Raw genomic sequence first — 25,682 nt, 5'->3', positions numbered from 1 at the left:
TCCTAAACATTGGTCCGCGACTGCGTCATTCGTCGCCCGATCTTGGTCCGGCCCACGATCAACTGCATCAGGGCAACCACTGACAGCATCACAAAGATCAGTGTGGTGGAATAGGCGATGGCGAGACCATAGTCGTTATTCTCGACCCGCCCGATGATATAGCTGGTCGCCATGTCATATTCCGCGCTGACCAGAAAAATCACCGCCGAAATCGCCGTCATGGCCCGCACGAAACTGTAGACAAGGGCGGCAAGAATTGCCGGGCGTAGCAGAGGCAGGATGATCCGCCGGAAAGTCTGCCACGAATTTGCCCCGAGGGTCAGAGATGACTCGTCAAGACTGCGATCCAGTTGCGACATGCTGGCGATGCCGGCTCGGACACCGACCGGCATATTGCGGAAGATGAAACTGACAACAAGGATGACACCCGTGCCCGTGATCTCGATCGGTGGCACGTTGAAGGCGAGAATGTAGCTGACACCGATCACGGTACCGGGGATGGCAAAGGACAGCATGGTGCCGAACTCAAAAGCGTCTTTGCCTGCGAAACTCTGCCGGGTTAGTAGATAGGCCGTCACGAGCCCAACTGCAGCCGTAAGCGGCGCGGCGATTGCGGCGATTGTTATGGTGGTCCAGAAACTGTCCCATGCGGCCCCTGTCCAGCGAATTCCTTCCGACTCGAACCGAACCGAGAAGGCAGTGACGTAGTGCTTGAACGTCAGGGAATTATTGACTCCCCACAGTTCAACCACGCTGCCGTAGACGATCATGGCGTAGACGACGATGGTAAACACGGCCCAGCCAAGGGCGACGGTTAGCACCGGGATGGAAAGGCCGGTTGGCATCAATGGATGTACGCCAGCGTCACCTTTGCCCGTGACTGTGGTGTAGCTTTTCTTACCCAGCCAGGCTCGCTGCGCGTAGAAGGCTGAAAGCGTGAAGAACAGAAGCACCATGGCCAGAACCGCAGCGCGGCCTTGATCGTACTGGGCGCCCACGATGGCAAAGAATATCTCGGTCGATAGCACGTCAAAATTGCCACCCAGCACAAGTGGGTTGCCGAAATCGGCCATGCTTTCGATGAAGCCCAAAAGGAAAGCATTGGCGAGGCCCGGGCGCATCAGCGGCAGGGACACGGTTTTGAACGTCTGCCATCTATTCGCGCGCAATGTCTGGGCCGCTTCTTCCATCGAGGGAGACACCCCTTCAACGACGCCAATCAGCACAAGGAAGGCGATGGGTGTAAATGCCAACGTCTGCGCAATCAGAACACCCGGCATGCCATACAGCCAGCGAGTGGGTTGGGTGCCGAATAATTCGGCAAAGAACTGCGTTACTGAACCCGACAATCCAAACAGCAGGATCAGCGCTAGGCCGATCACGAACGGTGGCGTGATAATCGGCAGAACCGTCAGTGCGCGCAACGCGCGCTTGTACCGAAAGCCCGAGCGGGTCACGACAAGCGCAAAGCACAAGCCGAGCGCAGTGGTGATGAAGCCGACGAGGATGGCCAGAAACAGTGAGTTCCATGCCGCCCCGCATCGTGCGCCCCAGAAACATCCCAGCCCCCAAAGCCGGTCGTCAAAGAATTTCGAGAAGAACACTGCCATGGAGTACGCGCCCTCTTCCGTCACAAAGGCAGCGAACAGCATCTTGGCGATAGGAAAGAATACAAACGCGGTGACGATGGTGATCACACCACCGATGGCGCTGACCACGAAGACGTCTCCGTTAATCGCCCCACGTGCGGCGACACCCTGGGTCAGAAGGAACAGAAAACTCGACGCGCAGATCATCGCGCCATAGCCCATGCCGAACTGCCGATCACCGAGCTCGCCAAACAGGGTTTCGAGCCAGTCGAAGTTGTAGCCTCGGATTCCGATGCTGAACCCTTGTGCGATCAGCCAGCCGAAGCCCAGCGCCCCTGACAGGATCAAAATTCGGGCATAAAGCGGATCTGATTTGGCGCGTCTTAACAGCAGAAGTGGCAGCAGGAGTGCAATAAGAAGCGGAGCAAGCCACAGCTTTTCACCCTGCCCGATTAGAAAGGCAGCAGGCGCATAATCTTCGTCGAAAGGGTAGCCGTCCAGCAGCCACTCGAACGACCACAGGCCACCGTCAACCATGTACCACGGCAGCAGGCAGAATCCGACCCACCCGGCGATGACCCAGAAGATCAGAACCGGATGGGTCGTTTTTGTCGTGTCGTCAGTCATTTACTGCGGCAGTACCGAAACCTCTTCGTCCCATTTCTGCAGCAAGCGCTTGCGCTCATCCGACGAGCCGTATTTCTTGAAGTCATAGTCGATCAGCTTGATCTGGCTCATGTCAGGCGCGCTTTCCGAAGTTTCAGCACCTTTGTTTGACGGCACTTGGAAGGCATTTACCTGAAGGGCGAGGTTCTGCGCCTCGGGCGACAATGCCCAGTCATAGAACTTTTTGGCCTCATCTTCGTTGCGCGCGCCTTCGATGATCGACATCGAACCGATCTCGTAACCAGTACCTTCACATGGCGCGACGACTTTGATCGGGAAACCCGATACCGCCTGCTTTACTGCGTCATGCATGAAAACGATACCAATTGTATTCTCGCCTCGACCAGCAGCCTTGATCGGTGCCGAGCCCGACTTGGTGTATTGGTTGATGTTCGAATGCAGCCCCTTCATGAACTCAAACCCTTCGTCCTCGCCGAAGATTTGCACCATCGAGGCCAGGGTCGTGTAGGCCGTACCTGATGAGTTCGGGTTCGCCATCTGAACGTGCCCCTTGTACTCGGGCTTCAGAAGGTCCTTCCAGCACGCAGGTTCGGGAAGGTTGTTCGCGGCGACAAGATCGGCATTGTAGCCGTAACCAAGCGCACCTGAATAGATGCCGATGGTCTTGTTACCCGCGCTTTCCGCCTGAGAAATCGCCCAATCATGAAGCTGGTCACGCATCGGCGACATGTATTCCATCGTCAGGCCCTCTTCTGCGGCCTGTAGATGTGGATCACCGGTACCGCCCCACCAGACATCACCCTTGGGGTTGGAGCTTTCTGCACGGATCTGAGCAAATGTCTCACCCGAGGATTTACGGGTCATATTGACGTCAATGCCAGTCGCATCTTCGAAACTGCGCGCCATAAGCTGGCACCAATCCTCTTGCGCAGAACAATAAAGTGTCAACTTGTCAGCCTGTGCCGCTGACATCGATGCGGCAAGGGCAATAAGCGATCCCAACGTTGTGGATGTAAATTTCTTCATTGATTTCTCTCCCTTTAAGTTCACTGCGTCCGGATTTCCCGGCTCTTATATGCCCTTCCTCATGCGGCCTTTCGCAATTTTTCGATAACAGCCAACGTCTCTTGATTATCTGACAGGCTCTTTAACAAACGCGCCAGTTCTTTCTCTTCGACAAGCTTTGCGGCCTTGGCAGGTGAGAACCAGTGGCGCTTGCGTTCGTCGCGTTCCTTCCAACGGCGTTTGAGCCGTTCCACAATCAACGGATAAAGCGTTACGCGGCAAGGCACGCTGCTTTTACCCTCGTATCGCTTGTCATAGTGAAAGCACCCGATCGATTTCTTGGAGATAAAGCCAACCGCTCCGGCCTCTTCCAAAGCTTCGATTTCAGCGGCATGCCAAGGCTTCTTACCATCCATCATCCAACCTTTGGGGATGACCCACCGCCCCCGGTCACGCGAAGTGACCATGAGAACCCGCAGCTTGTCGGACTTGTCCCATCGCACTGGAAGCGCACCGATCTGATCTGTGAATTCGGTCTTGCTCATGCGCGCGCTCTTGGCTCTGGCACTACGCAAAGGGCAATGGCAACACATACGTGCTGTTGAACAAGGTGGCTACATCCAGAACGCCGGTGCACTTCGATTGCTACGCCTCGAAATAGAAACAGTTCTTTGAAGTCTCACAATGAATCGTGGGCTTTGCAACAGAAATTGTTGCAAAACGACTGAAACGCCACAAAAGTGAGATTGAAACCGAGTCGGATTGCCAGATGCCCAAAGCGGAAACGCGCGATAAGAAAACCAACAAGGGCCAGAGTCGGTTCAAGAAATCCGACCGCCGCCGTGAGATATTGTTGGAGTTGAAGCTTCGCCCGCACGTCCGGATCAGCGAATTGGCGCAGCGTTTCAATGTTTCTGCGGAAACGGTGCGCAGGGATTTTGATGCCCTAGCTGATGATGGGCTGATCTCGCGGGCGCATGGCGGTGCCTCTGCCCCGATACAAGGACGTTATCCAAGTCTGGATGAGCGCACCCACGCCCGCCTTGATGAGCGTGAAAAGATCGGCAAATGCGCAGCTGACCTGATTCAGGAAGGCGAGACGGTGATGATCGATTCCGGCTCAACCACGATCGAGATGGCCCGTATGTTGGCGTATCGGGGCATTCACTGCACGGCAATTACGAATTCGATACCGGTGGCCATGACCCTTGGTCACGCACCAGTTGAAGTCATTCTATGCCCAGGCGAATATCTGACCGCCGAGTCCGCCACGATCGGGACAGATACACTGGATTTCCTGTCTCGTTTCAACGTCGATCGTTGCATGATTGGCGCGTCCGGCCTGTCAGAAGAAGGGCCGTCAGAGACCGTGCGCGGTTTCGCAACCGTCAAACGGATGATGCTGGCACGCGCCGCGACGCGACATCTTCTGATCGGGTCCGAGAAATTCGACCGCAAAGGTTTGACCCGTGTGGGCGACCTTGACGGGCTGAATTCAATCGTAACTGATACCAAACCAACAGGGGATTTGCTTGGCGCGATCAACGACGCCGGGGTGAAGATTCTTGTCGCTGAGCAGTCCTTACAAAGAACGACAAACCGTGGACAGAAAAGCCACGCATGACTGGGAGGAAGAAATGAAATTTGATATCAAACTACTGATCGGAGCTTCCGCAATCGCGCTCTTGTCACTGTCGGGCACGGCTTCGGCGCAAGACTGCCCGCGCGGTGATCTGGATGCGCGGTTCTGCGATGCCGATGGCGATCTGATCGCGGATATCCCCGCTGATCCTGCCGATCAGATTGATCCTGATACCCTGATTTTTGCCTACACCCCGGTTGAAGACCCTGCCGTATACAAAACTGCTTGGTCGGACTTTCTTGATCATCTGAAAGCGGAAACTGGCAAAGACGTTGTTTTCTTTCCAGTTCAGAACAACGCGGCCCAGATTGAGGCCATGCGTTCGGGGCGTCTGCATATTGCGGGCTTCAATACCGGTTCAAACCCGTTGGCCGTGAACTGCGCCGGATTCAGGCCCTTCACGATCATGGCGTCGAAAGACGGAAACTTCGGATACGAGATGGAGATCATCACCTATCCCGGTTCAGGCATCGAAAAGGTTGAGGATATCAAGGGCAAGCAATTGGCCTTTACTTCTCCTACTTCGAACTCGGGCTTCAAAGCGCCGTCAGCGATCCTGAAAAGCGATTTTGATCTGCTACCCGAACGCGATTTTGAGCCGGTTTATTCGGGCAAGCACGACAACTCGATCCTGGGTGTCGCCAATAAGGACTATCTGGCTGCCTCGATCGCTAATTCGGTCAAATCGCGGATGATCTCGCGCGATGTGATCAACGAAGACGACGTCATCACGATCTACAAGTCGCAGACCTTCCCGACGACAGGCTTTGGAACCGTGTACAACCTGACGCCGGAACTGCAGGAGAAAATCCGCAATGCCTTCTTCAGCTTCGACTGGGAGGGAACAACGCTTGAGGCTGAGTTCTCGAAGTCGAATGAAGGTCAGTTCCTTGAGATGACATATCAGGAGTTCTGGGACGTCATCCGCAAGATTGACGCGGCTAACGGCGTTTCCTACGCCTGCCAGTAATCGATACTACATCCAACGGGCCCTGCGGGGCCCGTTACCACCCGAACCGGGGGCATAAATGCTGCGGCTTCAAAAGCTTACAAAAACTTATAAAACCGGCGATCAGGCCCTGAAGGCGATCGATCTAGATGTGCCAAAGGGCCAGGTTCTGGCGCTGATCGGGCCTTCTGGTGCTGGCAAATCCACCATGATCCGCTGCATTAACCGTTTGGTTGAACCCACAAGTGGCGAGGTTCTGCTGGACGACGTGGACCTGGTCAAACTCGGCTCGGGCGCGCTGCGGAAAGCACGTCGTGAAATGGGGATGATCTTTCAGGAATACGCACTGGTTGAACGCCTGACCGTCATGGAAAATGTACTGTCGGGACGGCTGGGATATGTTGGGTTTTGGCGGAGCTTCCTGCGACGTTACCCCCAGTCTGACGTGGATGATGCATTCCGCCTGCTGGATCGCGTGGGTCTGTTGCATATGGCCGACAAACGCGCGGACGAACTGTCAGGTGGTCAGCGTCAGCGGGTTGGAATATGCCGGGCGCTAATCCAAAATCCCAAGCTTCTGCTGGTCGATGAACCGACCGCCTCACTGGACCCAAAAACCAGCCGTCAGATCATGCGCTTGATTACCGAGCTGTGTCAGGAACGCGGATTAGCCGCGATAATCAACATTCATGACGTGGCCCTTGCGCAAATGTTCGTACCGCGCGTCGTTGGCCTACGCTTTGGTGAAATCGTATTTGACGGCCTCCCCTCTGGGCTTACGCCTGACAAGTTGACCGAAATCTATGGCGAAGAAGACTGGGAAGCGACCATAGAGAAAGTTGAAGACGACGAAGAGATCGAGGCCGCGGAATGAGCCATCCCGAACTTGATGACCTGCTGGGCAAAGGCTGGCGGAAACCGGCCTTCGTCAAAAACGCCTTACTGCGCTGGACCTTGATCGTTGGATTCGTCGCCTATCTGATTGCGGCATTTATGACCATCGAGGTGGATTGGGGCCGGGTTTATGAAGGCTTGGATCGCGGTTGGGCTTTTGTCCTTGCTTTCACAAGCCCGGATTTCATATCGCGCTGGAGCGATATCTGGAGCGGTCTTCTCGAGAGCATCGTGATGACGGTTGCAGCGTCGGTGGTGGGCATCCTGATATCGATCCCGATCGGACTGGGCGCTGCACGCAATATTGCGCCTCTCCCGGTCTATGTGATCTGCCGAGGCATTGTTGCGATCAGCCGCGCCCTGCAAGAGATCATCGTCGCCATTCTTCTGGTTGCCATCTTTGGGTTCGGACCTTTGGCCGGCTTCCTGACACTGTCCTTCGCCACTATCGGTTTCCTGTCCAAGCTCTTGGCTGAAGACATCGAGGCCATGGACAAAGTGCAGGCCGAGGCGATCAAAGCCTCGGGCGCGCGATGGATGCAATGGATCAACTACGGCGTGCAGCCACAGGTCATGCCGCGACTGGTCGGGCTGTCGATGTACAGGATCGATATCAACTTTCGCGAAAGTGCAATTCTTGGGCTTGTGGGGGCCGGCGGCATTGGGGCCACGCTGAATACGGCGTTTGACCGTTATGAGTATGACACTGCGGCAGCCATTCTGATCCTGATCATCGGGATCGTCATGGCGCTCGAATACCTCTCGGGTATCATCCGCGCGAGGGTCCAGTAATGCCAGTGCTTGAACATGAAGGTACGCAAATCTGGCGCAGACGCACGACCGGTCAAAGCCTTGTGCGTTGGTTTTGCTGGCTGTTGGGTGTGGCGGTCTTTGTCTACTGCTGGCAGATCATCTCGGCCTCGACGACATGGTTCTTTGTGTGGGACGCACCCCGGATCGCGAACGATATCTGGACCCGCGCGACACCACCAAAGTGGGACTACATCACGCAGTTAGGCCGCCCGATCTGGGACACGCTGAACATCGCCACACTTGGTACGATCATTGCGCTGTTCCTTGCCGTACCGGTCGCCTTTCTGGCCGCCCGCAACACCACGCCGTCGGCCGTGTTCATCCGCCCCATCGCGTTACTGATCATCGTCTCAACCCGCTCGATCAACTCGCTAATCTGGGCGCTTTTGTTAATCGCAATCATTGGACCCGGAGTATTCGCAGGTGTTATCGCCATAGCCATTCGTTCGATCGGCTTCTGCGCCAAGCTTCTCTATGAAGCCATCGAGGAAATTGATCACACCCAAGTCGAAGCCATCACCGCCACCGGCGCATCCCGCTGGCAGGTCATGGCCTATGGAATCGTCCCGCAAATATTGCCCGCCTTTGCCGGGATCGCCGTATTCCGCTGGGACATCAATATTCGCGAGTCTACGGTTCTTGGCCTTGTGGGCGCAGGCGGCATCGGGCTGCAATTGTCGGCGTCGCTGAACGTTCTGGCATGGCCGCAGGTCAGCCTTATCCTGATCGTCATTCTGATTGCCGTCATGATCAGCGAATGGGTGTCTGCCAAAGTACGAGGGGCAATTATTTGAGCCGCTTCACGACCCAAGAGGCTTTCGACGCCTACGAGGCCGTTCGGCATCGACTTCCGGCTGCTGAACCGGCTGTTCAATCCTATCAGCATGCGAACACTTTGATGGATATTGCTGAAGGCTTCGATGTATTCCTTCTGGATGCGTTCGGTGTCCTCAATATCGGCGAGACTGCGATTCCCGGTACAGCCGTGCGGATTGATCAGCTCAAAGCCATGGGTAAACGCGTTCTGGTCGTCTCGAATGCAGCTGGTCACCCTCATGCGGCGCTCGTCGAGAAATACGCCCGGCTGGGATATGATTTTGCGTCAGAGGATATCATCACAAGCCGCGCAACACTGCTGGCAGAGCTGGGCGGTCAACGCGCGCTGCATTGGGGTTTGATGGCAACACCCAGCACCGGCCTTCGCGATCTGGAAGATTTGAACCTGACTTATCTCGATGACGATCCCGAGCCCTATGACTCGGTTGAGGGGTTTCTGATGATCGGCTCAGCCGTCTGGTCCGAGGCACGTCAGGCTCATTTGGAAGCAGCCCTGCTAAAACGCCCGCGTCCGGTATTGGTTGGAAATCCGGACATAGTCGCACCGCGCGAGCACGGGTTTTCAGACGAACCCGGTCTGTTCGCGCACCGTCTTGCCGATCGAACCGGCGTTGTACCCGAATTCTTCGGCAAACCATTTGAGAATATTTTTGACTTGGCTTTCAAGCGACTTGGCCGGGTCGATAAAACTCGCGTGCTTATGGTTGGTGACAGCTTGCATACCGACATATTGGGGGCCCATGCTGCCGGAATCGCCTCGGCCCTGATTTCGGGGTACGGTTTTTTCGCAGGGCATGACGTCGATGACGCAATCACACAGGCGCAGATCATGCCGGATTTCGTTGTGAACCGACCATAATCTGATCACGCCTGCTTAGTTCCGCTTCAAATCCAAGCGCCCGCCCGTGCTTTTCAATACTCGCCATGTGATCAATTCGCGAAGGCATCACAGGTCGTTGTTGGCTCATCGCTTCCCAAATACTGAACCCTGCGCCCTTCATCGAAGGTTGGACTGCCCAACGCACATGCGACCTCTAAGCTCAACCTGTCCCAAACCCGAACATCACCAGCTTCGCTGGTTGTCGCAAAAGAATTTCCGTCTGGTGCCAGCGCAATACGCCAGGTCGGGCCTGCATGGATCTTTTCGACAGGCATGAGCCGACGGTGCGTCGCGGTATCCCACCAATGCAGTTCCCCAGATCGGTCGATTGCCACCAAGGTTGCCTCATCCGCCAAAAAGGCAACATCCGTCGCCCCACCCTTATGGCCGCCATAAGCGGCAAGCTCTTCGCCGGTTTCAACATCCCACACCTTGACCACCTCATCGCTGGAAGCAGTTGCAGCCTGTGCGCCATCACGACCGAAAGCAACACTCCAAAGCGTGTTGTCATCAGCTTCAATCACTCTGATCAACTGACCGTCGCCAATCGACCAAATATAGACCTTACCATCCACCGAGGCCGCTGCCAGCATGCCGCCATCTTCAGAGACGGCGACACGATTTGCCTGAATGTCAGCTGGCGCAAAGCTCTTGACCAAATCAGCGTCTGAGATATCGATTTGCAGCACTCCATCTCCTGTCGCCACAAAGACCTCGGGACCTGACCCCGGCATGATCGACCAGACGGGAGCCTGCCCCAGATCGAGTTGATTTTTCAGCCGCATGGCAGCCGTGTCCCAGATTTTCAAGCCGCCTTCGCGATCACCAGTCACCATGGTTTTGCCATCCAGCGAGAAAGAGATCGCCCACACCTGGCTTTCATGCCCCTTCAGCTGCATGGGTTTCATGGAAGCCCCCATCTTCCAGACCCAGATATTCCCCTCACTGTCACCGATGGCTATAGACTTTGCATCCGGCGTATAAGCGATGCCCAGCGCCTTTGCCCCGTTCTGCAAAACAAGCGTGTCTTTGCCGCCGGGGTCGATCCCAATCCGCCAGAGACGTACCTGCTGATCCCGGCCCAAAGTCGCCAGCAACGGGGCATTTTGGGCGACTTCAAGGTCCACAACCCTCTGACTGTGCGCTTGCACCACGTCGCCAACACTTTCCATGTTTGAATTTTCCAATCGCAGCGTTCCGTCTGCCCCTGCCCCTACCAGCAGATTGTCCGGCGCGGTAAATGCTGCTGCTACGATGTCGGTACTATCTGAAAAACGATCAACAATTGGAGAACCATCCGGAAAACCAATCGTCGTGACCTTCCCGTTCGTATGGGATACCGCGAATGATCTCCCGTCGCGGCTGAAGGACAGGTGATCGGGGTCAGGCCCCAGCGGACCGCCCGGTATCGGCTGAAATGCAGGCGTAGCCTTTGCGTCGACCCAGCCGAATATGCCACCATCGACATTTCCGGCTACAAGTCCTTCTGAAACGGGCGAAAACGCGACCTTTTTGAAGCCCAGCGGCATTTTCGCCAATGGCTCTCCAATTTGCATTCCATTGGAAACGTTCCAGAGGCGAACGGTCCCGTCACCGGTCGCCGACGCGATACGCTTGCCGGTGGAATCAAAGGCCACGCCGAATGCGACGTCATTGCCAGAGAACAGTGTCGTGATCGGGCCGTATTTGGCCGAACCAACATTCCAAAGGCGGACATCCCCATCCGTTGCCGCTGAAACCAGCAACTCACCATCGGGAGAGAATGCAACATCCCTTATCCCGCCGGAATGCCCCACCAGTTCAGCAATAACCGCTCCGCCGGATTCAGCCCTATGAACCACGATGCGCCCATCACGCAATCCAACCGCAACACGCGTACCAGATGCATCAATAGCCATCGTCTGCGCGTCACCAACCGTAAACGGGCTGCCCAATGGGACAAGCCCACCCTCACCCAGATTTTGCCGAGCCATCAGCATCGCCGCCCTCGCCTCTGATGTCGAACCAGCAGTTTCGGCTCGGACAATCGCTTCGGCGCTGAGTGACAGGGCAAGCAAGGGATCTGTATCCGATAACCCGTTCGCCGCAGCGCCTAGCGCCCTTGCGAACCTTTCATTGGCTTCAGCTGTTGCGGCAACGGCCATCTGTCTGTTGCTTTCGGCAAGGTTGGACGCGCGGATAGCCAAGAAAGACGAAACCGTTGCGCCAATGGCCAGCAAGGCAAGGGCAGCAACGGCAACTTGATTGATACGTCGACGCCGACGCCGGCGCATCTTGGATGCAGCCTGCGCTTGGTCACGCGCGTCTCGTGCAGCGCCCAGAAATTCCCGCTCTAACGCACCGAGGATATTCTGGTTCTTCACCGACCATTCTTCAGCCGACAACAACCTTGTGCCGCGATAAAGTAAATCGGGCTCGCGATTTTCAACATCCCACTCTGCAGCGTCATGCTGAATACGCTGACGCATGCGCAGATCATCGCGGCTTTCTTCGATCCATGAATTAAGTCGCGGCCATGTACGCAGCAGCGCCTCATGCGCAATCTGAACATTTTTGTCATCCAGCGTCAGCAACCGCGCATCTGTCAAAGCTTCAACGACCCGCCGCGTTGTGTCCGGGTCCGAGTCGCGCTCGATCTCATCGATCGGCAACAACCGCCGTGTGTCCGGAGTCCCCTCGCCGGGCGTAACCAGACGCAAGAATAGCCGCCGGGTTGCCTCTTGCTGAACTTTGTCAAAAACGTCTGTAAAAAGTGTCTCTGCTGTCTGGCTGATTGCCCCTGTGACACCACCGGACTGACGGTAGCCGTCCAGAGACATGACCGCACCTTTACGTCGGCTCCATGTTTCATACAGAGAATGCGCCACCAGCGGGAGCGAACCCGCTTCGCGCCCGGCCTCATCAACGATCGCATCAATAAGGGACCTGTCCATGTGCAAACCAGCTGCATGTGCCGGTTCGCTGATTGCGCGGCGCAGCTCGGGCCGTGTCATCGGCCCGACCAAAAACTGGTTTTCCGAGATTCGATCCGCAAGCCACGGTATCTCTGCACAGGATGCATAAAAGTCCGCACGGATTGTCAGCACGATACGAACGCGGCTATCTGCAGGGTCCGTCATGGCTGACAAAGCTTCGATGAACTTGCTTCTGCGTTCATGTTTGACCAGCGTGAACAATTCTTCGAACTGATCAATGCAGATCAACAACTCTCCTTCATTCGCGGTGGCCAATCGGCGCGCCGCACTCGGATAGGCGATGAAGTCGTTGAGCGAGACCTGAGCCGTAAGGTGAGAATTGTCGCCGATGAGTTGAAAGTACAAATCGGTCATTGGATCGCGCCCGGGGGTAAAAACACAAACGCGCCAGTTTTCGCTACCGGATATCGCGTTGGCAGCGATCGCTGGCAGCAGCCCTGCTCGCAGAACGGATGATTTACCACTGCCGGATGAGCCACCCAGAACCAATATCCGGCTCTGTTGAAGCCGGGTCACAAGTTCCTCAACAAGATCCTCGCGTCCAAAGAAATAGTCGGAATCCTCTGGCTGGAACGCGGCGAGCCCTTTGTAGGGGCATTCCAACCTACTTTCCGATATCTGCGTCACCGCTTCGGATGCGGCCTCTCGCCGGTCACGATCCAACGCATCATTCATTGCACTGCGCCAGGACACCATATCCAGAAAACGCGCCTGCGGGTCCATTGCCATCCCGTGCTCAATGCAATCGCGCCACATTTCCGGCAGGCTGGAAAGATACTCGGTAACGCGATGGAATGGCGGCGGCGCCTTTCCCGTCAGGACATGCCACATCAGCGCGCTGGCCGAATAGATGTCGGTCATCGGCGTCACGGGTTGCCCGTGCTCAGCTTGTTCTGGCGCTTGGTAGAGCGGTGTCCCAGCCATCATGGTCGCGCCGGTCACACCGATCGCTAAATCCTTCGCAATACCGAGATCCGCCAGAAAAACCCTCTCGTCTAGGCCGACCAAAGCATCAGAAACCGTCGTGCTGTTATCGTCTTTGGACCGCTTCACTCGTTGCAGAAGGACATTTGCGGGTTTGACGTCCCGATGCACGACATTCGCGTCGTGAACCGCAGACAAGCCATCTGCCATTGCATCAATCAGTATTTCCACACCTTCGCGTTTGGTCAAAGCAGCGGGGCTTAGACGCTTTAGTCGGTCGGCCAATGTGCCGCGATCCGCGTAGTCCATGACAAAATAGGGCCGCCCGTCCTCCAAACGCCCCACGTCATGCACGGAGACAACGCGCGGAGATCGAATGCGCCGCAACAGACGGGCTTCTTCGAGAAAATGGGTGATGACTTTGTCATTGGTCGCAAGGTTGGCGTGCAGAATCTTGAGGGTTACCGGAACCTCCAACTCGTCATCCCGCGCAAGGACAACCGCCGCGAACCCACCGCTCGCGATTTCACGGTCAACAGCGTAACGGCCGATGAACGCAGGAAAAGTCATAATATTCTTGGCGCTTCAGAGGTGCTCTTGCACATCCACGCAATGATACTTGGTCGCATCCAATATGTTGTGGTCCCTATCGGCAGCAGTAACGCACAGTGTCGTCCCTCCCTCGCGTGCCGATGTCGAGGCCGCCTCCTTCGTCACATAGCTTGGGTAATCATCGTGCCGATGCCACCTGCCCTGAACGGCATTGAATTCGCTTTGGGCATTTCTGCCGACTTGCTCAACGGAATAGCTTTCGCCCCACCATGTATGGAAATGGTTCTTCGATACGTCCGGAGTGAAATTCGCGTCATAGTTTACAAGCAGTTCGTCGCCCTCTTTGGCGACCGATACAATCTGCACCTCACATCCATCCACAGGGCAGGCATTGGGCATCGCTGACTGGGCAGTTGCATCAGCACCAAACAAGAGTGTAGCTGCACCCAGGATCAGAGCGCCCTGACGAAGCTGGTTTCCTGAAGTATTCAATGACATCATTCCCTCCCAATCTTGGTTGAAATACGCAATTGGTGCCGATTCTAGCACAATCGCGAGTTTCTTTCTGAGACTTTCACCACAGAAGCCAGAATTCAGGCGTGCCACGTCGTTTATCGGCGGACGACCTCAAACTCTAATGGGCGCGCATCAGAGTGCAAAATTGATAGTGCAGGCGATATCAGCCCGCTATCGGCCAGCATTATGTTCTCGCGCTTAAGCTGGATTTCACGCGCATTCTCGAATTGTACGTAAGTTCCCGACGAACTGCGATCCGCCAGCATCAGCTTCCCGCCTTTCATGCTGAGTACCGCATGCAGTCGCGAAACCCACGGCTCAGGCAGGATGACATCGCATTGACTGGATCTGCCGATCGTTAGCTCCCCGCCTTCCCGACACCGCCAGGTATGATCGTCGTGATAAAGAATGAGCGCAAAGCTTTCATTCTGCTGCATGCCCTCAGATCCGCTGGCCGTCTGCGTCGGCAGATGCATCACGGTGCTTAACCCGTCCGTTGAGGCCACGATTGAATAGGCTTTGACCGGGTCACTCACACCTTTCAGGCGAAGCGATCCGATTGGGGTGAGCATCTGGAGACTTTCGGGGCTTAGATCCTTGGCGACGCTTTCGCTGACACAAGCTTCACCCGGATTGGCCGCGGCCGCCAAACGTGCGGTCAGATTTACTGTTTCGCCAAATATCCCATTATCGCCAATAACAACAGGACCTTGATGAACACCCGCGTGGACCGACAGTAATGTTCCGGGCGGTTTTTGAATCATCTCGACCACGGCGATAATGGCTGCCTCGGGTTCTTTGAAATAGGACAAGACATCATCGCCTTTTTGCCCCACAGGAACTCCGCCAAACCCAAGTAGAACCTCACGCAATCGATCGATTTCAAACTGAATCAACTGCTGCGCCTGATCGTCCCCCATTTCTTCGTAGAACGGAGTGCTGTCAGAAATGTCAGCAATTATGGTCGTGACGAGCTTGGTTTCCACGGTGCTACTCGCAATTTGCTTGTCCGGAACGGCAAACCCTATTTGGGATCATAAACATAACCTATACCCCGCACGGTTCTGATGATTTCCGGCTTTTCCGGGTTGGTTTCAAGCTTCCGGCGCAGTCTGGATATTCTGATATCAATGCTGCGATCGAACGGGTCCCAGGACCGGTCATGCGCTTGTTCTAGCAACTGATCACGGTTCAAAACACGCCCTTTGTTTTCAGCAAACACCTTGAGCAGACTATACTCCATCGCCGTTAGCGGGACCTCGGATCCATCCGGCGCAAGAAGTTTGGCTGCCTCTTTATCCAGCGTGTAGTCGCCAAAAAGGGCCAAATTGCCTTCGGAGGCATCTGCAGGCAGACTTTCGTTGATGGCCCCTCGGCGCAATAGGGCCTTGATCCGCGCTTCCAGTTCCCGAAGATCAACCGGCTTTCCAAGATAGTCATCTGCCCCCATCTCAAGCCCGATGATCCGGTCCACTACATCGCCTGCTGCAGTCAACATGATCACGGGCGTCGTGTTTTCAGGACGAAGCGATCTGAGGATCGAAAGACCGTCTTCCTTTGGCATATTGATATCCATGATCATGACATCAACAGCACGAGAGGAGATGACAGACCGGAGCTCTTCTCCGCCAGCGGCTGCAGAAACCTCGTACCCGCGTTTGCTCAGATATTCCTGAAGCATCTCGCGCACGTCGATCTCGTCATCGCAAACCAGGATATGGGTTTTCTGGTCATTCATCCGTTTGATCCTTCTGATCGGCGAGCAGCTTTCCGACAAGTATTCTCAGTTCCGAAGGCGAGACGGGTTTTTCCAGATAGGGCAGACCGGATTCCTTCAGCAGTCCCAATGAGCTTTCACCCATGGTGTCCCCGGTGATGTATGCTGTCCGGGTCAGCATTTTCGGAAAACGCGCCACCAGCGCCTCATAAATCTTGCGTCCGTCAACACCGGGCATGTTCATATCACTTAGGAATACATCGTAGTTGGCGGACTGCAGTTGCCTGAGCGCCTCTTCCCCTGACGTAACGAAATCAACGTGAAAGCCGTCCTTCCGCAGTATCTCGGCATTGATCTCACCCACTTCGACCTCATCATCCACGACCAATGCACGGTGCTTGGCAAAATTCGCGGCGGGTTCGGGTTTTTCTTCAGCCACATCATTTTGCATCTTTGCGACGGGCAGAGTTATCCGGAAGTAGGTGCCGGACACTGCGGCCTGATCAAGCCTGATCTGACCGCCATGGGACAGAATGATCCGGTGACAGAAAGCAAGCCCAATCCCGGTGCCGTCACCCACTTCTTTTGTGGTGAAGAACGGCTCGAAGATACGTGCGCGTATGGCTTTGGGGATACCGGGGCCATTGTCCTGAACCGTGATCTCAACCATTCCGATGGCAGGCTTGACCTCGGCAGACAGCATGATCTGGTCGCCGATGCCGGATGCGGTCATGGCCTGCTCGGCATTGATGATAAGATTCAAGACGACTTGCGTAAGCTGGTCCGCATCCCCGGCAACTGCAGGCAGGTCTGCTGGCACACTTTGCTTAATGCGAATTTCACCTGATGAGCTACCGTACCCGGCGACATCCGCAGCTGTTTCGATCAGGCTGGGAACATCAACCTGCTCGATCTTGCTGGGCTGCTGACGCGCCATCGCCAGAAAGGTCTTTACAATCTTCGCGCAGCGTTCTGCAGCATTGCCGATTTTTTCAATCCTGACACCGAGATCGGGGTCGGAAATTTCTTCCTTCAACATCAACGAATGACCCACAACAACCGACAATGGATTGTTAAGCTCATGCGCCACACCGGCGAGTAGTTCGCCAAGCGCAGACATCTTTTCGTTCTGGAACAGCAGCTCTCGTTGCTTTTCAAGCTCAGCCTCAATGGCCAATTCATCGGTCAGATCGCGGGTATTGGAAACGATTACTTCTTCACCATTGAACTCGATCAGCCGTGAAGAATCCGCCCCCCAGAACTTTCGTCCGCTTGCATCGACGAACTCCATACGCCGATCCTTAAGCGCCCCCGCTTGCCGGAGGTCTTTCAGGTACCGTTCGCGCTCATTCGGATCCGCATAGTAGGATTTCGAACTTTCTGCATCACCAAACAGCGCCTTTATCTCGGGCGTAGCAAACAGCACCTCGCCGGTGTCGGCATGCGTCATGTTGATGGCTGCTGGATAAGCCTCCATGACCTGACGGATCAAGGCATCAGCCTCTTTCTGGACGGTTAGATCGATCACGCTGGTCACGATGACTTCTTCGCCTTTGTAATCGATCAATTGAGACGAAATCGACGCAGGGAAGGTTTTGCCAGCCGCATTAATCAAGTCGAGCTTGTAGTCATCGACACGACCATCGGCCAAAAGCTGGGTTACAAAATCCGCGCGCTCTTCCGGCTTTTGATAATGCTGTTTTGCAGATTTGGAAGGTCCGAACATCTGCAGCGCAGCAGGCGTGCGATACAAGATCTGTCCATCACCAATCCGCGCCATAGTTACGATTGCCGAACTGGCATCCAGCACCTTTCGGATCAATAGATCCCCATCGCGCTCTTCGACCTCGGCTTGTTTGCGTTCGGTGATATCCTCACGCGTGACGACAAATCCGCCGAACTTGGTGGGATGAACAGAAACCAGATAGGTGCGCCCATCCGTTTCCGTCAGCTCAAAGTCTTGGATGAACTCGACCCCGTTGGCCAACCGATCCGAAACCCACTGCTGTTCATTGCCAATCGCATCAGCGTAGATTCCACGGCGCGCCGTCTCGCGCATCAGGATTTCCCAGTCCAGTCCGGGTTGCAGCAGGTCGGCAACCCCCTTGTTCATCTCGGCATATCGTTGATTGAACAGGACAAGGCGGCGATCATCATCATAGAGGGCGAACCCTTCTTTGAGAGATTCGATCGCATCACGAAGAAGGTCCCGCGCCTTCTCGATTTCTTCAAATTCGTTCGCCATGCCCATCGTCATCCTGAATTTTTAGGATACCATTGTTTCAATGCCATTTCAAAATCAGCATCGCGTGTTTCAATTGTTTCAATAGGTGCCAACTCAGCCAAGTACAGGCCGATAAACCTGTTTGTTTTTGAGCCAGATAGCAAGTTGTGTGACCTGCTTCACAGAGCAACAACTGAAACACTTGGCACCGCTTCCAGACATCACACTGAAACATAGAAAGGTCAGTTATTGCCCATCTTAAGTGCGATTGGGTAAGAACGATGACTATTTCTTTTAGAACTACTGAAATGAATAACGCACCTATTTTTGCGTTGCATTCTTCGGCGTCCAATAGTGGGCAATGGAACCAACTGGCGGCGGATCTGGAAGGTCGCTTTAGTGTTCACGCTGTTGATCTTCCCGGGTACGGTCGTAGCCCGTTGACTGGAGATAACTCTCAAAACGGTGCGGCGTTTTCTGCCATACCGGTAATCCGCGAAATCGAAGCGCTGGGACGCCCCGTGCATCTGGTTGGGCATTCCAACGGCGGAGGCGTCGCCATCAAGGTCGCGTTGATGCGCCCTGATCTTGTCAAAAGCCTGACGGTATATGAGCCTGCAGCCTTTCATTTTCTGCAGGCTGGCAATGATGTCAGCAAGAAACTGTTCGGGCAAATCCAGCTTCTCGCGGGTGTGGTGAGCGCCGCAGCAGCGGATGGCGATGCCGCTGCTGGTATGCATCACTTTTTGGATTTCTGGAACAAGAAGGGGTTTTGGAACTCGCTGCCCGCGCAGGCCCGAGACCGGTTCATTGGGATGATCCCATCAGTCATGTCTGATTTTGCAAAAGGTTTTGCTGAAACCTGGCAACTGAAGGACCTGTCCAAGCTTGATATACCGACGTTGGTAATGACTGGTTTGGAGTCACCTGAGATTGCGCAGCACGTCTCGGTTGAGATCGCGAATGCTTTGCCCAATGCGCGGATCGCGTTGCTGCCCGAGCTGGGCCATATGGCGCCGGTCTTCCAGCCCGAATGGATCAACGCAAGGATTTTCGAACACGTGGCCAATGTGGAGCGGCCCGTTGAAACTGTCAGCTGGCCAGAACGTCAAGCTGCCTGACCGGGGCCGCATTTAGCAATGCGGCCTTCATCAAACCACTGCCAAATCAAAAAGGAGCAATATCATGGGTATTCAAACATCGATCAACGCCACCACAGACTTTGCGGCAATCAAAGCAAAGCAAAACGTCGCCTGGGGCTCCGGCGACTACAGTAAAGTGGGTGTCACCCTTCAAATTACGGGTGAAGAACTGGCTGAAACCATGGATATGATGCCTGGTTCCAAGGTGCTGGATGTCGCCGCCGGGAATGGCAACGCCACCCTGGCCTTCGCCCGGCGCTTTTGTGATGTTACATCAACCGACTATGTAGAAGCCCTGCTGGACGCCAGCAGCCAGCGCGCCAAAGCGGAAGGTCTGTTCGTGACCTACAAGGTTGCCGACGCCGAAAACCTGCCTTTCGATGATCAATCCTGCGACGCGGTGGTTTCGACGTTCGGCGTGATGTTCACACCGAACCAACAACAATCAGCAGCAGAGCTGCAACGGGTCGTCAAACGCGGCGGCAAGATTGGTCTGGCCAACTGGACGCCGGATAGCTTCATCGGCCTTCTGTTCAAAACGATCGGTAAACACGTGCCTCCACCTGCTGGCGTAAGCTCTCCGGCTATGTGGGGCAGCCGGGACTGGATTGAAGAAGCCTTCGGATCGCACAGCACCATCGTTTCGTTCCGACGCAAGAACTTCATGTTCCGCTACCGTTCAGCCGAACACTTCCTAGAGTATTTTCGGACTTTCTATGGTCCGATGCAAAAGGCCTTCGATGCACTGGACGCATCGGGACAAGAGGCGCTGCAGCGCGATATCATGGCCCTGATCGAGAAGTTCGATATCTCAGGCAATGACACACTTTGCATCTCATCCGAGTACGCTGAAATTGTCATGCAGCGCGGCTGAGATCGTGAATCACTGGCTCATCGTTCTTTGACCCAACCGTCAAAGAACGATGAAGATCACCCGGTGTAGTCGATCCACCATTTTCTTGGTATTAGTTTGTTTAAGGGGGATTTTGTTATGGCCGAGCGCACACTTTATGAAAAGTACGGTGGGTTTTCACAGATCAGCAAGATCGTGTTCTCGTTCTATGACATCCTGCTGGACAATGACGAGGTTGGACCCTTCTTCGACAACGTGGATATGAGCCGCATGGTCGACCATCAGACCAAGTTCATAGCGTCGCTCCTTGGTGGTCCGGCCTCCTACACCGACAATCAACTGCGCCAGTTACACTCTCATCTCGAAATTACCGATGACCATTTCGACGAATTGGAGGTCGTGCTCCGTGACGCTTTGCAAAGACACGGCGTGGATGCCGAGGACATCGATATCGTTGTCGCGGAATTCAGTAAACGTCGCCCCTTGATTGTTGGATAAATCATGACCATCGAAGCCATCAATGAACAGCTCCTTCGCGCGATTGGTGTGGGCGTTGCCCTACTGGACCGTCAATCGCTGAAGTTTGGGTTCCGCAATGATACGTTTGACGAGTGGTTCAGTGCCGATGGCCCTTCAGACCAATTGCAGCAGCTCTTTCCTGATCTGGATATCGACACAGTGCAAACAAGCCTGTCCGGCACCGGGCGACATACATCAGAAATCACGTTCAAAAAGAAACGCCGCACACTGGTGATCGCACTCGATTTCACGGTCGCGCATGACGATGTGCTGGTTCTGGTATGTCAGAACATCACCCGCATCAAAGAGCTGGAGTCCATGATCGACTCCTATTCGATGATGGTGGAACGGAACACCCGCGAGTTGAAGCGGGAAAAGGAGCAGGTTGAAAAACTGCTGCTAAATCTGATGCCCCGGTCGGTCTACGAAGAGTACAAGACTTTCGGCGTGGTCACGCCACAACTCTATGATCCCGTCTCCGTCCTGATGCTCGATTTCGTGGGGTTCACGGATATGGTCGCCTCGCAGGACCCAAGCGTCACCGTCACTGAGCTAAACGATATTTACAGCGCGTTTGATCGCATAGGTGAGCAATTCGGTTGCGAACGGATCAAGACAATCGGAGACGCATATATCACCGTCGCTGGTCTGCCCGATCCGACTCCGGATCACGCCAAGGCAATCGCAAACACAGCCATTCGTTTCGTACGCTATTTGACCCGCCGAAACCTTAGCCATCCGCATCAGTGGCGGTGCAGAATTGGACTGGCCACGGGATCGGTCGTCGGGTCGGTCGTTGGCATCCAGAAGTATGTGTACGATATCTTTGGTCCGGCTGTGAATCTGGCCTCCAGACTTCAGGAATTCTCTGACCCGATGCAGATTTCAGTCCAGGACGAAGTCGCGCAGGTCCTCAAAGATCAGTTTGACCTTGAGAATGTCGGCGCGCGAACAATCCGTGGGTTTGGAGAGCAAGACATCTGGCGCTTGTCCGACGATAGCTGAGCGTCAATGCCCGCTGTAATCCTTTGTTCGCACTAAATGGTGACTGATCACTGCAGTGAATACAGTAGGCTGTTTAAACAGCCCCAAAAACTACTGATTTTGATCCCGAAATAAGCGGCTACTCGTTTGGGCGTTTGCTGACAACGGATTCCAGCACCTCGCCTTCGTGATCAACAACCCGCCAGAGGCAATGTCTCTTGCCATTCACCTCCACAAAATCTCGTCGGCGTGCCACTTCCATATCGAGAGTGCGCGCAGTTGTTGCATCCGCATTCTTCGGATCTCAGAGGCAAACATCGGACCGAACCTGTCCCAACAGTAGCAGTCGGTTTCTTGACTCAGGTCGATGCCTCGCTCGTGCAACAGATCTACGGCATTCCGAAGCGAGAGCGGGAATCGGATGTACAGCATCTCGGTCAAGCGGATGATCTCAGAACCGGTTGTTATAGTATTTGAAAGATGCAGGTCTGGTCATGGGCAAAAGCTACGCAACACCCCTACCCCGCCCAAGCAAAGTTCTTCTGACAAGATTCTTTTGACAGTTCCCCGATTGCAGTTTTCCTTGGTCACACAAACCTGTTCACATAATTCTCCAGAATCTCCTGACGCCCAGATTGTGGTTTCGGGTTGGTATTTTCCTGCAGAACCCGGGCAGAAATCTCTTCCAGACTGCTACCCAACATAGACACTGCTTCCGGCGTGTTCCAACCGGAATACCGTTCCGTCAGCGCGTCCTCCAAGCCACCGTCTTCAATCATAGCAGCCGCAGCTTTCAAGCCTCGTGCACAAATGTCCATTCCACCGACATGGGCTGCAACAAGATCTTTTGCATCAAGCGATTGCCGACGAATTTTGGCGTCAAAATTTGTGCCCCCAGTTGTAAAGCCACCAGCTTTCAGGATGTGGTAATATGCCAAAGCAACCTCTGGCGTGTTATTCGGGAACTGGTCCGTATCCCATCCGGATTGGTAATCGTTTCGGTTCATGTCGATCGAGCCAAGCATCCCTTCGGCAGCGGCGACCGCAATTTCATGCTCGAAACTGTGTCCGGCCAGGATCGCATGCCCCTGCTCGAGGTTCAACTTGACCTCGTCCTCCAACCCGTACTTCCTGAGAAACCCAATACAAGTCGCGGCGTCGTAGTCGTATTGGTGTTTGGACGGCTCCTGAGGCTTGGGCTCCACGAGAATAGTTCCTTTGAACCCAATCTTGTGTTTGTATTCAACGACCATGTTCAAGAAACGGCCCATGTGGTCCAATTCGGATTTCAAATCCGTGTTCAACAGGGTTTCATAGCCTTCTCGGCCACCCCATAGAACGTAGTTTTCTCCGCCGAGCTTGTGGGTCGCATCCATGCAGGATTTCACTGTCGCAGCTGCAAACGCAAAAACGTCGGGATCAGGATTGGTACTGGCACCAGACATCCAGCGACGATGGCTGAACATATTGGCCGTGCCCCAAAGCAGCTTGGTACCAGACACCTGCATCTTTTCACCGATATAATCGGTGATATCTTCCAATGTGCGCAGGTTATCGGCAAAATTTCCTTGTTCGGGCCGGATGTCAGCGTCGTGCCAGCAAAAGAATGGCTGCCCCAAAAGCTCAAACAATTCGAATGCAATATCTGCCTTCTGACGGGCCCGGCCCATATCGTCCTGAGGATACCATGGGCGTTCGAACGTAGGTCCACCAAAGGGGTCTCCGCCCTCCCACGCGAATGAATGCCACCAGGCCACAGCAAACCGCAGATGGTCCTCCATACGCTTGCCCATGATGATTTCATTCGGGTCGTAGTGACGAAAGGCCAACGAGTTCTTGCTATCCACACCTTCAAACTGGACCTTCTCGATCCCTTCAAAAAATCCACTTGGCATTTCTGCCCCCTACTCTGCTTTTTGTGCTGGCTGCTTGCCGAGAATGATCATCGACAATAGATCGTCATCAGTTACATCTGCGATATCGACCGTCCCAACCAGTTTTCCGTTCTTCATGACCGATGCGCGGTCGCACAGTTCCATGACGGCATGCACGTCGTGATCGATCAGAAATATCCCGATGCCTTGCGCCTTTAGCTGGTGGATCAGATCCGCCACCATCTGAGTTTCATGTGGCCCAAGCGCTGCTGTGGGTTCATCCATGATCAGGATACGGGCGTTGAAATAGACCGCGCGAGCGATGGCCACCGATTGCCTTTGACCGCCGGATAATGCGGAAACGGGATCATTGAACTTTTGAAAGTTCGGATTGAGCTGCGCCATGATCTTTCGGCACTCGGCCTCCATGGCTGCGTCGTTGACCAAGCCAAAAGGCGTCGTCATCTCGCGCCCCAGGAACAGGTTTGATGTCGCGTCCAGATTGTCGGCCAAGGCGAGCGTCTGATATATCGTTTCGATATTGTTCGCCCGGGCGTCACGGGGATTGCCAATCTCGACCGGCTTGCCATCGATCAGAATCTCGCCGTGGTCCATCTGATAGGCGCCGGACAATACCTTGATCAACGTGGACTTTCCGGCCCCGTTGTGGCCAAGCAGGCCAACGACTTCACCCGGATAGAGATCGACCGACACATGGTCGACGGCCTTGATCCCACCGAAGGAAATCGAGATGTCGCGCATCTCGACCAATGGCGGCGCGCCTGAACCGCGCCCAGTGCCAGAAGGTTTTTTCTGCGTATCCTGAGCTTGCATCACTTTGCCCCCAGTCGCTTGCGGTAAACGATGTCGATATAGACGGCCAACACGAGGACGCTGCCGACGACGATGTTCTGAAACGGCGCGTCAACGCCAACCATTGCCATGCCCGATTGCAGCGCCTGCATGATCAATGCACCCAGGATCGCGCCATAGATGGTGCCGATGCCGCCCGACAATGCGGTTCCTCCGATCACTGCAGCTGCTATGACCCGAAGTTCGTCGAGCGTACCAATGTCGTTCGAATGGTTCGCCAAGCGAGCCGAGGCGACCACCGCGGACACGGCGCACAAGAAACCCATCAAAGCAAAGATTTTCACGGTTAGCAGTCGAGTGTTGATACCCGAAAGCTCTGCCGCATCCGGGTTGCCGCCAGTGGCAAAGATGTACCGACCAAACCGGGTTTTTCGCGCCACAATTGTCAGCGTGACAGCCACGATGATTAGGATGAGTACAGAAATCGGTATGCCGTATCCGACGACCAGCCCCTCTGGCATTGTCTCTCCGCGCGCTTCGAACATACGTTGCAGCCGCCGCGTTGGTATGGCGTAACTGTTTACGATGTAAACGTACCCAAGGATGGCGATTGCGATTATCCCGGCCAGAGTGGCTTCGGCCCAGACAGGTTTGACGGGGAATCCATGTGCCGCCTTTGCGCGACGACTGCTCCACAAAGCCCAGATCGCGATTGCGGTAGCAAACAAGCCGAACAGCCAGCTTGTCGTCGCTCCCAATGTCCCGTTGGTCCCGCCAAACATCAGGAATGTACTATCCAGAGGACCGATCGTCTGACCGCTAGTCAAATACCACGCCACGTTTCTCCAAACCAGAAATCCACCAAGCGTGACGATGAAGGCTGGTATCGTCAGGTATCCGACCATCCAGCCATGAAACGCACCAATCAGCGTGCCGACAAACAACCCGACGACAATGGTGATCGCCCAGGTTGCTGGATTGTTCAAACCCATCCCAAGGACTTGTGGCAAAAGCTCGGTTTGCGTCATTGCCATCACAGCCGAGGTAGTTGCCAGCAGCGCTCCTACCGACAAGTCGATGTGTCGCGTGACGATAATGAACACCATCCCACATGCCATAATGGCGACCGAAACTGTCTGGATGGACAGGTTGAATAGATTGCGCGGCGTCAGGAACCTTCCATCTGTGAAGATGTTGAACCCGATGCACAGGATGACAAACGCGCCGATCATTCCCAAAAGCCGCATATCCAGTTCCAGTTGCTGGAACAGGCTGGGTTTCGCTTTTTCAGGTACCGGCTGAGACGAAGTTTCGGTCATTTCCGATCTTTCATATTCAGCAATAGTCCCCGGC

The 25,682-nt window shown here is 54.8% G+C and carries 21 protein-coding genes and 1 pseudogene; 10 read left to right on the top strand and 12 right to left on the bottom strand.

Going from position 1 to position 25,682, the window contains the following annotated elements; all coding sequences use genetic code 11:
- Positions 1-2: 2 nt before the first annotated feature.
- The 3 genes from ACR0NM_RS02790 to ACR0NM_RS02780 are packed head-to-tail and all read right to left on the bottom strand — an operon-like array spanning position 3 to position 3,766.
- Complete coding sequence (locus tag ACR0NM_RS02790; RefSeq protein ID WP_480613132.1) at positions 3-2,216, bottom strand: ABC transporter permease; 2,214 nt, start codon at positions 2,214-2,216, stop codon at positions 3-5.
- The gene (locus ACR0NM_RS02785; RefSeq protein ID WP_170422361.1) at positions 2,217-3,242 is read right to left on the bottom strand and encodes an ABC transporter substrate-binding protein; all 1,026 of its coding nucleotides are present in this window, start codon (positions 3,240-3,242) and stop codon (positions 2,217-2,219) included.
- A gap of 59 nt (positions 3,243-3,301) precedes the next feature.
- Complete coding sequence (locus ACR0NM_RS02780; protein ID WP_170396245.1) at positions 3,302-3,766, bottom strand: NUDIX hydrolase; 465 nt, start codon at positions 3,764-3,766, stop codon at positions 3,302-3,304.
- Positions 3,767-3,990: 224 nt separating this feature from the next.
- On the opposite strand from ACR0NM_RS02780, the gene ACR0NM_RS02775 reads away from it, so the two are divergent.
- From ACR0NM_RS02775 to ACR0NM_RS02750, 6 genes are read left to right on the top strand one after another with little or no spacing between them, the layout of a single operon-like run.
- On the top strand, positions 3,991-4,845 hold the full coding sequence (locus ACR0NM_RS02775) for a DeoR/GlpR family DNA-binding transcription regulator (protein WP_170403399.1): 855 nt from the start codon (positions 3,991-3,993) through the stop codon (positions 4,843-4,845).
- A 13-nt stretch (positions 4,846-4,858) separates the two neighbouring features.
- Complete coding sequence (gene phnD / locus ACR0NM_RS02770; protein WP_170396240.1) at positions 4,859-5,833, top strand: phosphate/phosphite/phosphonate ABC transporter substrate-binding protein; 975 nt, start codon at positions 4,859-4,861, stop codon at positions 5,831-5,833.
- 58 nt (positions 5,834-5,891) lie between these two features.
- Positions 5,892-6,686: a phosphonate ABC transporter ATP-binding protein gene (gene phnC / locus ACR0NM_RS02765; protein WP_170396238.1), complete on the top strand. Its 795-nt coding sequence runs from the start codon at positions 5,892-5,894 to the stop codon at positions 6,684-6,686.
- Positions 6,683-7,498, top strand: coding sequence for a phosphonate ABC transporter, permease protein PhnE (phnE, locus tag ACR0NM_RS02760; RefSeq protein WP_170403405.1), 816 nt, complete (start codon positions 6,683-6,685; stop codon positions 7,496-7,498). The genes phnC and phnE (ACR0NM_RS02760) overlap by 4 nt, the downstream gene beginning before the upstream one ends.
- Positions 7,498-8,313, top strand: a complete 816-nt coding sequence (gene phnE, locus ACR0NM_RS02755) for a phosphonate ABC transporter, permease protein PhnE (protein WP_170396234.1) — start codon at positions 7,498-7,500, stop codon at positions 8,311-8,313. Before phnE (ACR0NM_RS02760) ends, phnE (ACR0NM_RS02755) begins: the two co-directional genes overlap by 1 nt.
- Positions 8,277-9,215, top strand: a complete 939-nt coding sequence (locus ACR0NM_RS02750) for an HAD-IIA family hydrolase (RefSeq protein WP_480613130.1) — start codon at positions 8,277-8,279, stop codon at positions 9,213-9,215. Before phnE (ACR0NM_RS02755) ends, ACR0NM_RS02750 begins: the two co-directional genes overlap by 37 nt.
- A 71-nt stretch (positions 9,216-9,286) precedes the next feature.
- On the opposite strand, the gene ACR0NM_RS02745 is transcribed toward ACR0NM_RS02750, so the two are convergent.
- The 5 genes from ACR0NM_RS02745 to ACR0NM_RS02725 all read right to left on the bottom strand — a co-directional run bounded on the left by ACR0NM_RS02745 (position 9,287) and on the right by ACR0NM_RS02725 (position 18,165).
- Positions 9,287-13,705 (bottom strand): WD40 repeat domain-containing serine/threonine protein kinase, encoded by a 4,419-nt coding sequence (locus ACR0NM_RS02745; protein ID WP_480613128.1) that lies wholly within the window; start codon positions 13,703-13,705, stop codon positions 9,287-9,289.
- A 15-nt stretch (positions 13,706-13,720) separates the two neighbouring features.
- Positions 13,721-14,185, bottom strand: coding sequence for a hypothetical protein (locus tag ACR0NM_RS02740; RefSeq protein WP_170396227.1), 465 nt, complete (start codon positions 14,183-14,185; stop codon positions 13,721-13,723).
- Positions 14,186-14,298: 113 nt separating this feature from the next.
- Positions 14,299-15,189, bottom strand: a complete 891-nt coding sequence (locus ACR0NM_RS02735) for an adenylate/guanylate cyclase domain-containing protein (RefSeq protein ID WP_480613126.1) — start codon at positions 15,187-15,189, stop codon at positions 14,299-14,301.
- A gap of 38 nt (positions 15,190-15,227) precedes the next feature.
- On the bottom strand, positions 15,228-15,941 hold the full coding sequence (locus ACR0NM_RS02730) for a response regulator (protein ID WP_170396223.1): 714 nt from the start codon (positions 15,939-15,941) through the stop codon (positions 15,228-15,230).
- Entirely contained in the window at positions 15,934-18,165 is a 2,232-nt protein-coding gene (locus ACR0NM_RS02725) for an ATP-binding protein (protein WP_480613124.1), read from the bottom strand. The genes ACR0NM_RS02730 and ACR0NM_RS02725 overlap by 8 nt, the downstream gene beginning before the upstream one ends.
- Positions 18,166-18,452: 287 nt before the next feature.
- Here ACR0NM_RS02725 and ACR0NM_RS02720 point away from each other — a divergent pair, with 287 nt between their 5' ends.
- The 4 genes from ACR0NM_RS02720 to ACR0NM_RS02705 all read left to right on the top strand — a co-directional run bounded on the left by ACR0NM_RS02720 (position 18,453) and on the right by ACR0NM_RS02705 (position 21,663).
- Positions 18,453-19,265, top strand: coding sequence for an alpha/beta fold hydrolase (locus ACR0NM_RS02720; RefSeq protein WP_480613122.1), 813 nt, complete (start codon positions 18,453-18,455; stop codon positions 19,263-19,265).
- A gap of 64 nt (positions 19,266-19,329) precedes the next feature.
- A complete protein-coding gene (locus ACR0NM_RS02715) occupies positions 19,330-20,160 on the top strand; it encodes a class I SAM-dependent methyltransferase (protein ID WP_480613120.1) in 831 nt (276 codons plus the stop codon).
- 117 nt (positions 20,161-20,277) lie between these two features.
- Positions 20,278-20,637 carry a group I truncated hemoglobin gene (locus ACR0NM_RS02710; RefSeq protein ID WP_170396214.1) on the top strand — a complete coding sequence of 120 codons (360 nt, stop codon included), beginning with the start codon at positions 20,278-20,280 and terminating at the stop codon, positions 20,635-20,637.
- Between the two features lie 3 nt (positions 20,638-20,640).
- Positions 20,641-21,663, top strand: coding sequence for an adenylate/guanylate cyclase domain-containing protein (locus tag ACR0NM_RS02705; protein WP_170396212.1), 1,023 nt, complete (start codon positions 20,641-20,643; stop codon positions 21,661-21,663).
- 124 nt (positions 21,664-21,787) lie between these two features.
- Here ACR0NM_RS02705 and ACR0NM_RS02700 read toward each other — a convergent pair.
- The 4 genes and pseudogenes from ACR0NM_RS02700 to ACR0NM_RS02685 form a co-directional block, all read right to left on the bottom strand.
- A pseudogene (locus tag ACR0NM_RS02700) lies at positions 21,788-22,138 on the bottom strand (DDE-type integrase/transposase/recombinase); the annotation flags it as partial.
- 91 nt (positions 22,139-22,229) lie between these two features.
- On the bottom strand, positions 22,230-23,537 hold the full coding sequence (xylA, locus tag ACR0NM_RS02695; RefSeq protein ID WP_480613118.1) for a xylose isomerase: 1,308 nt from the start codon (positions 23,535-23,537) through the stop codon (positions 22,230-22,232).
- A 9-nt stretch (positions 23,538-23,546) separates the two neighbouring features.
- Positions 23,547-24,350, bottom strand: coding sequence for an ATP-binding cassette domain-containing protein (locus tag ACR0NM_RS02690; protein ID WP_170379765.1), 804 nt, complete (start codon positions 24,348-24,350; stop codon positions 23,547-23,549).
- Positions 24,350-25,648 (bottom strand): sugar ABC transporter permease, encoded by a 1,299-nt coding sequence (locus ACR0NM_RS02685; protein WP_480613116.1) that lies wholly within the window; start codon positions 25,646-25,648, stop codon positions 24,350-24,352. The genes ACR0NM_RS02690 and ACR0NM_RS02685 overlap by 1 nt, the downstream gene beginning before the upstream one ends.
- Positions 25,649-25,682 lie beyond the last annotated feature (34 nt).

This window comes from Ruegeria sp. AF2, from assembly GCF_056542025.1.
This window is presented reverse-complemented; position numbering and strand designations above follow the sequence as displayed.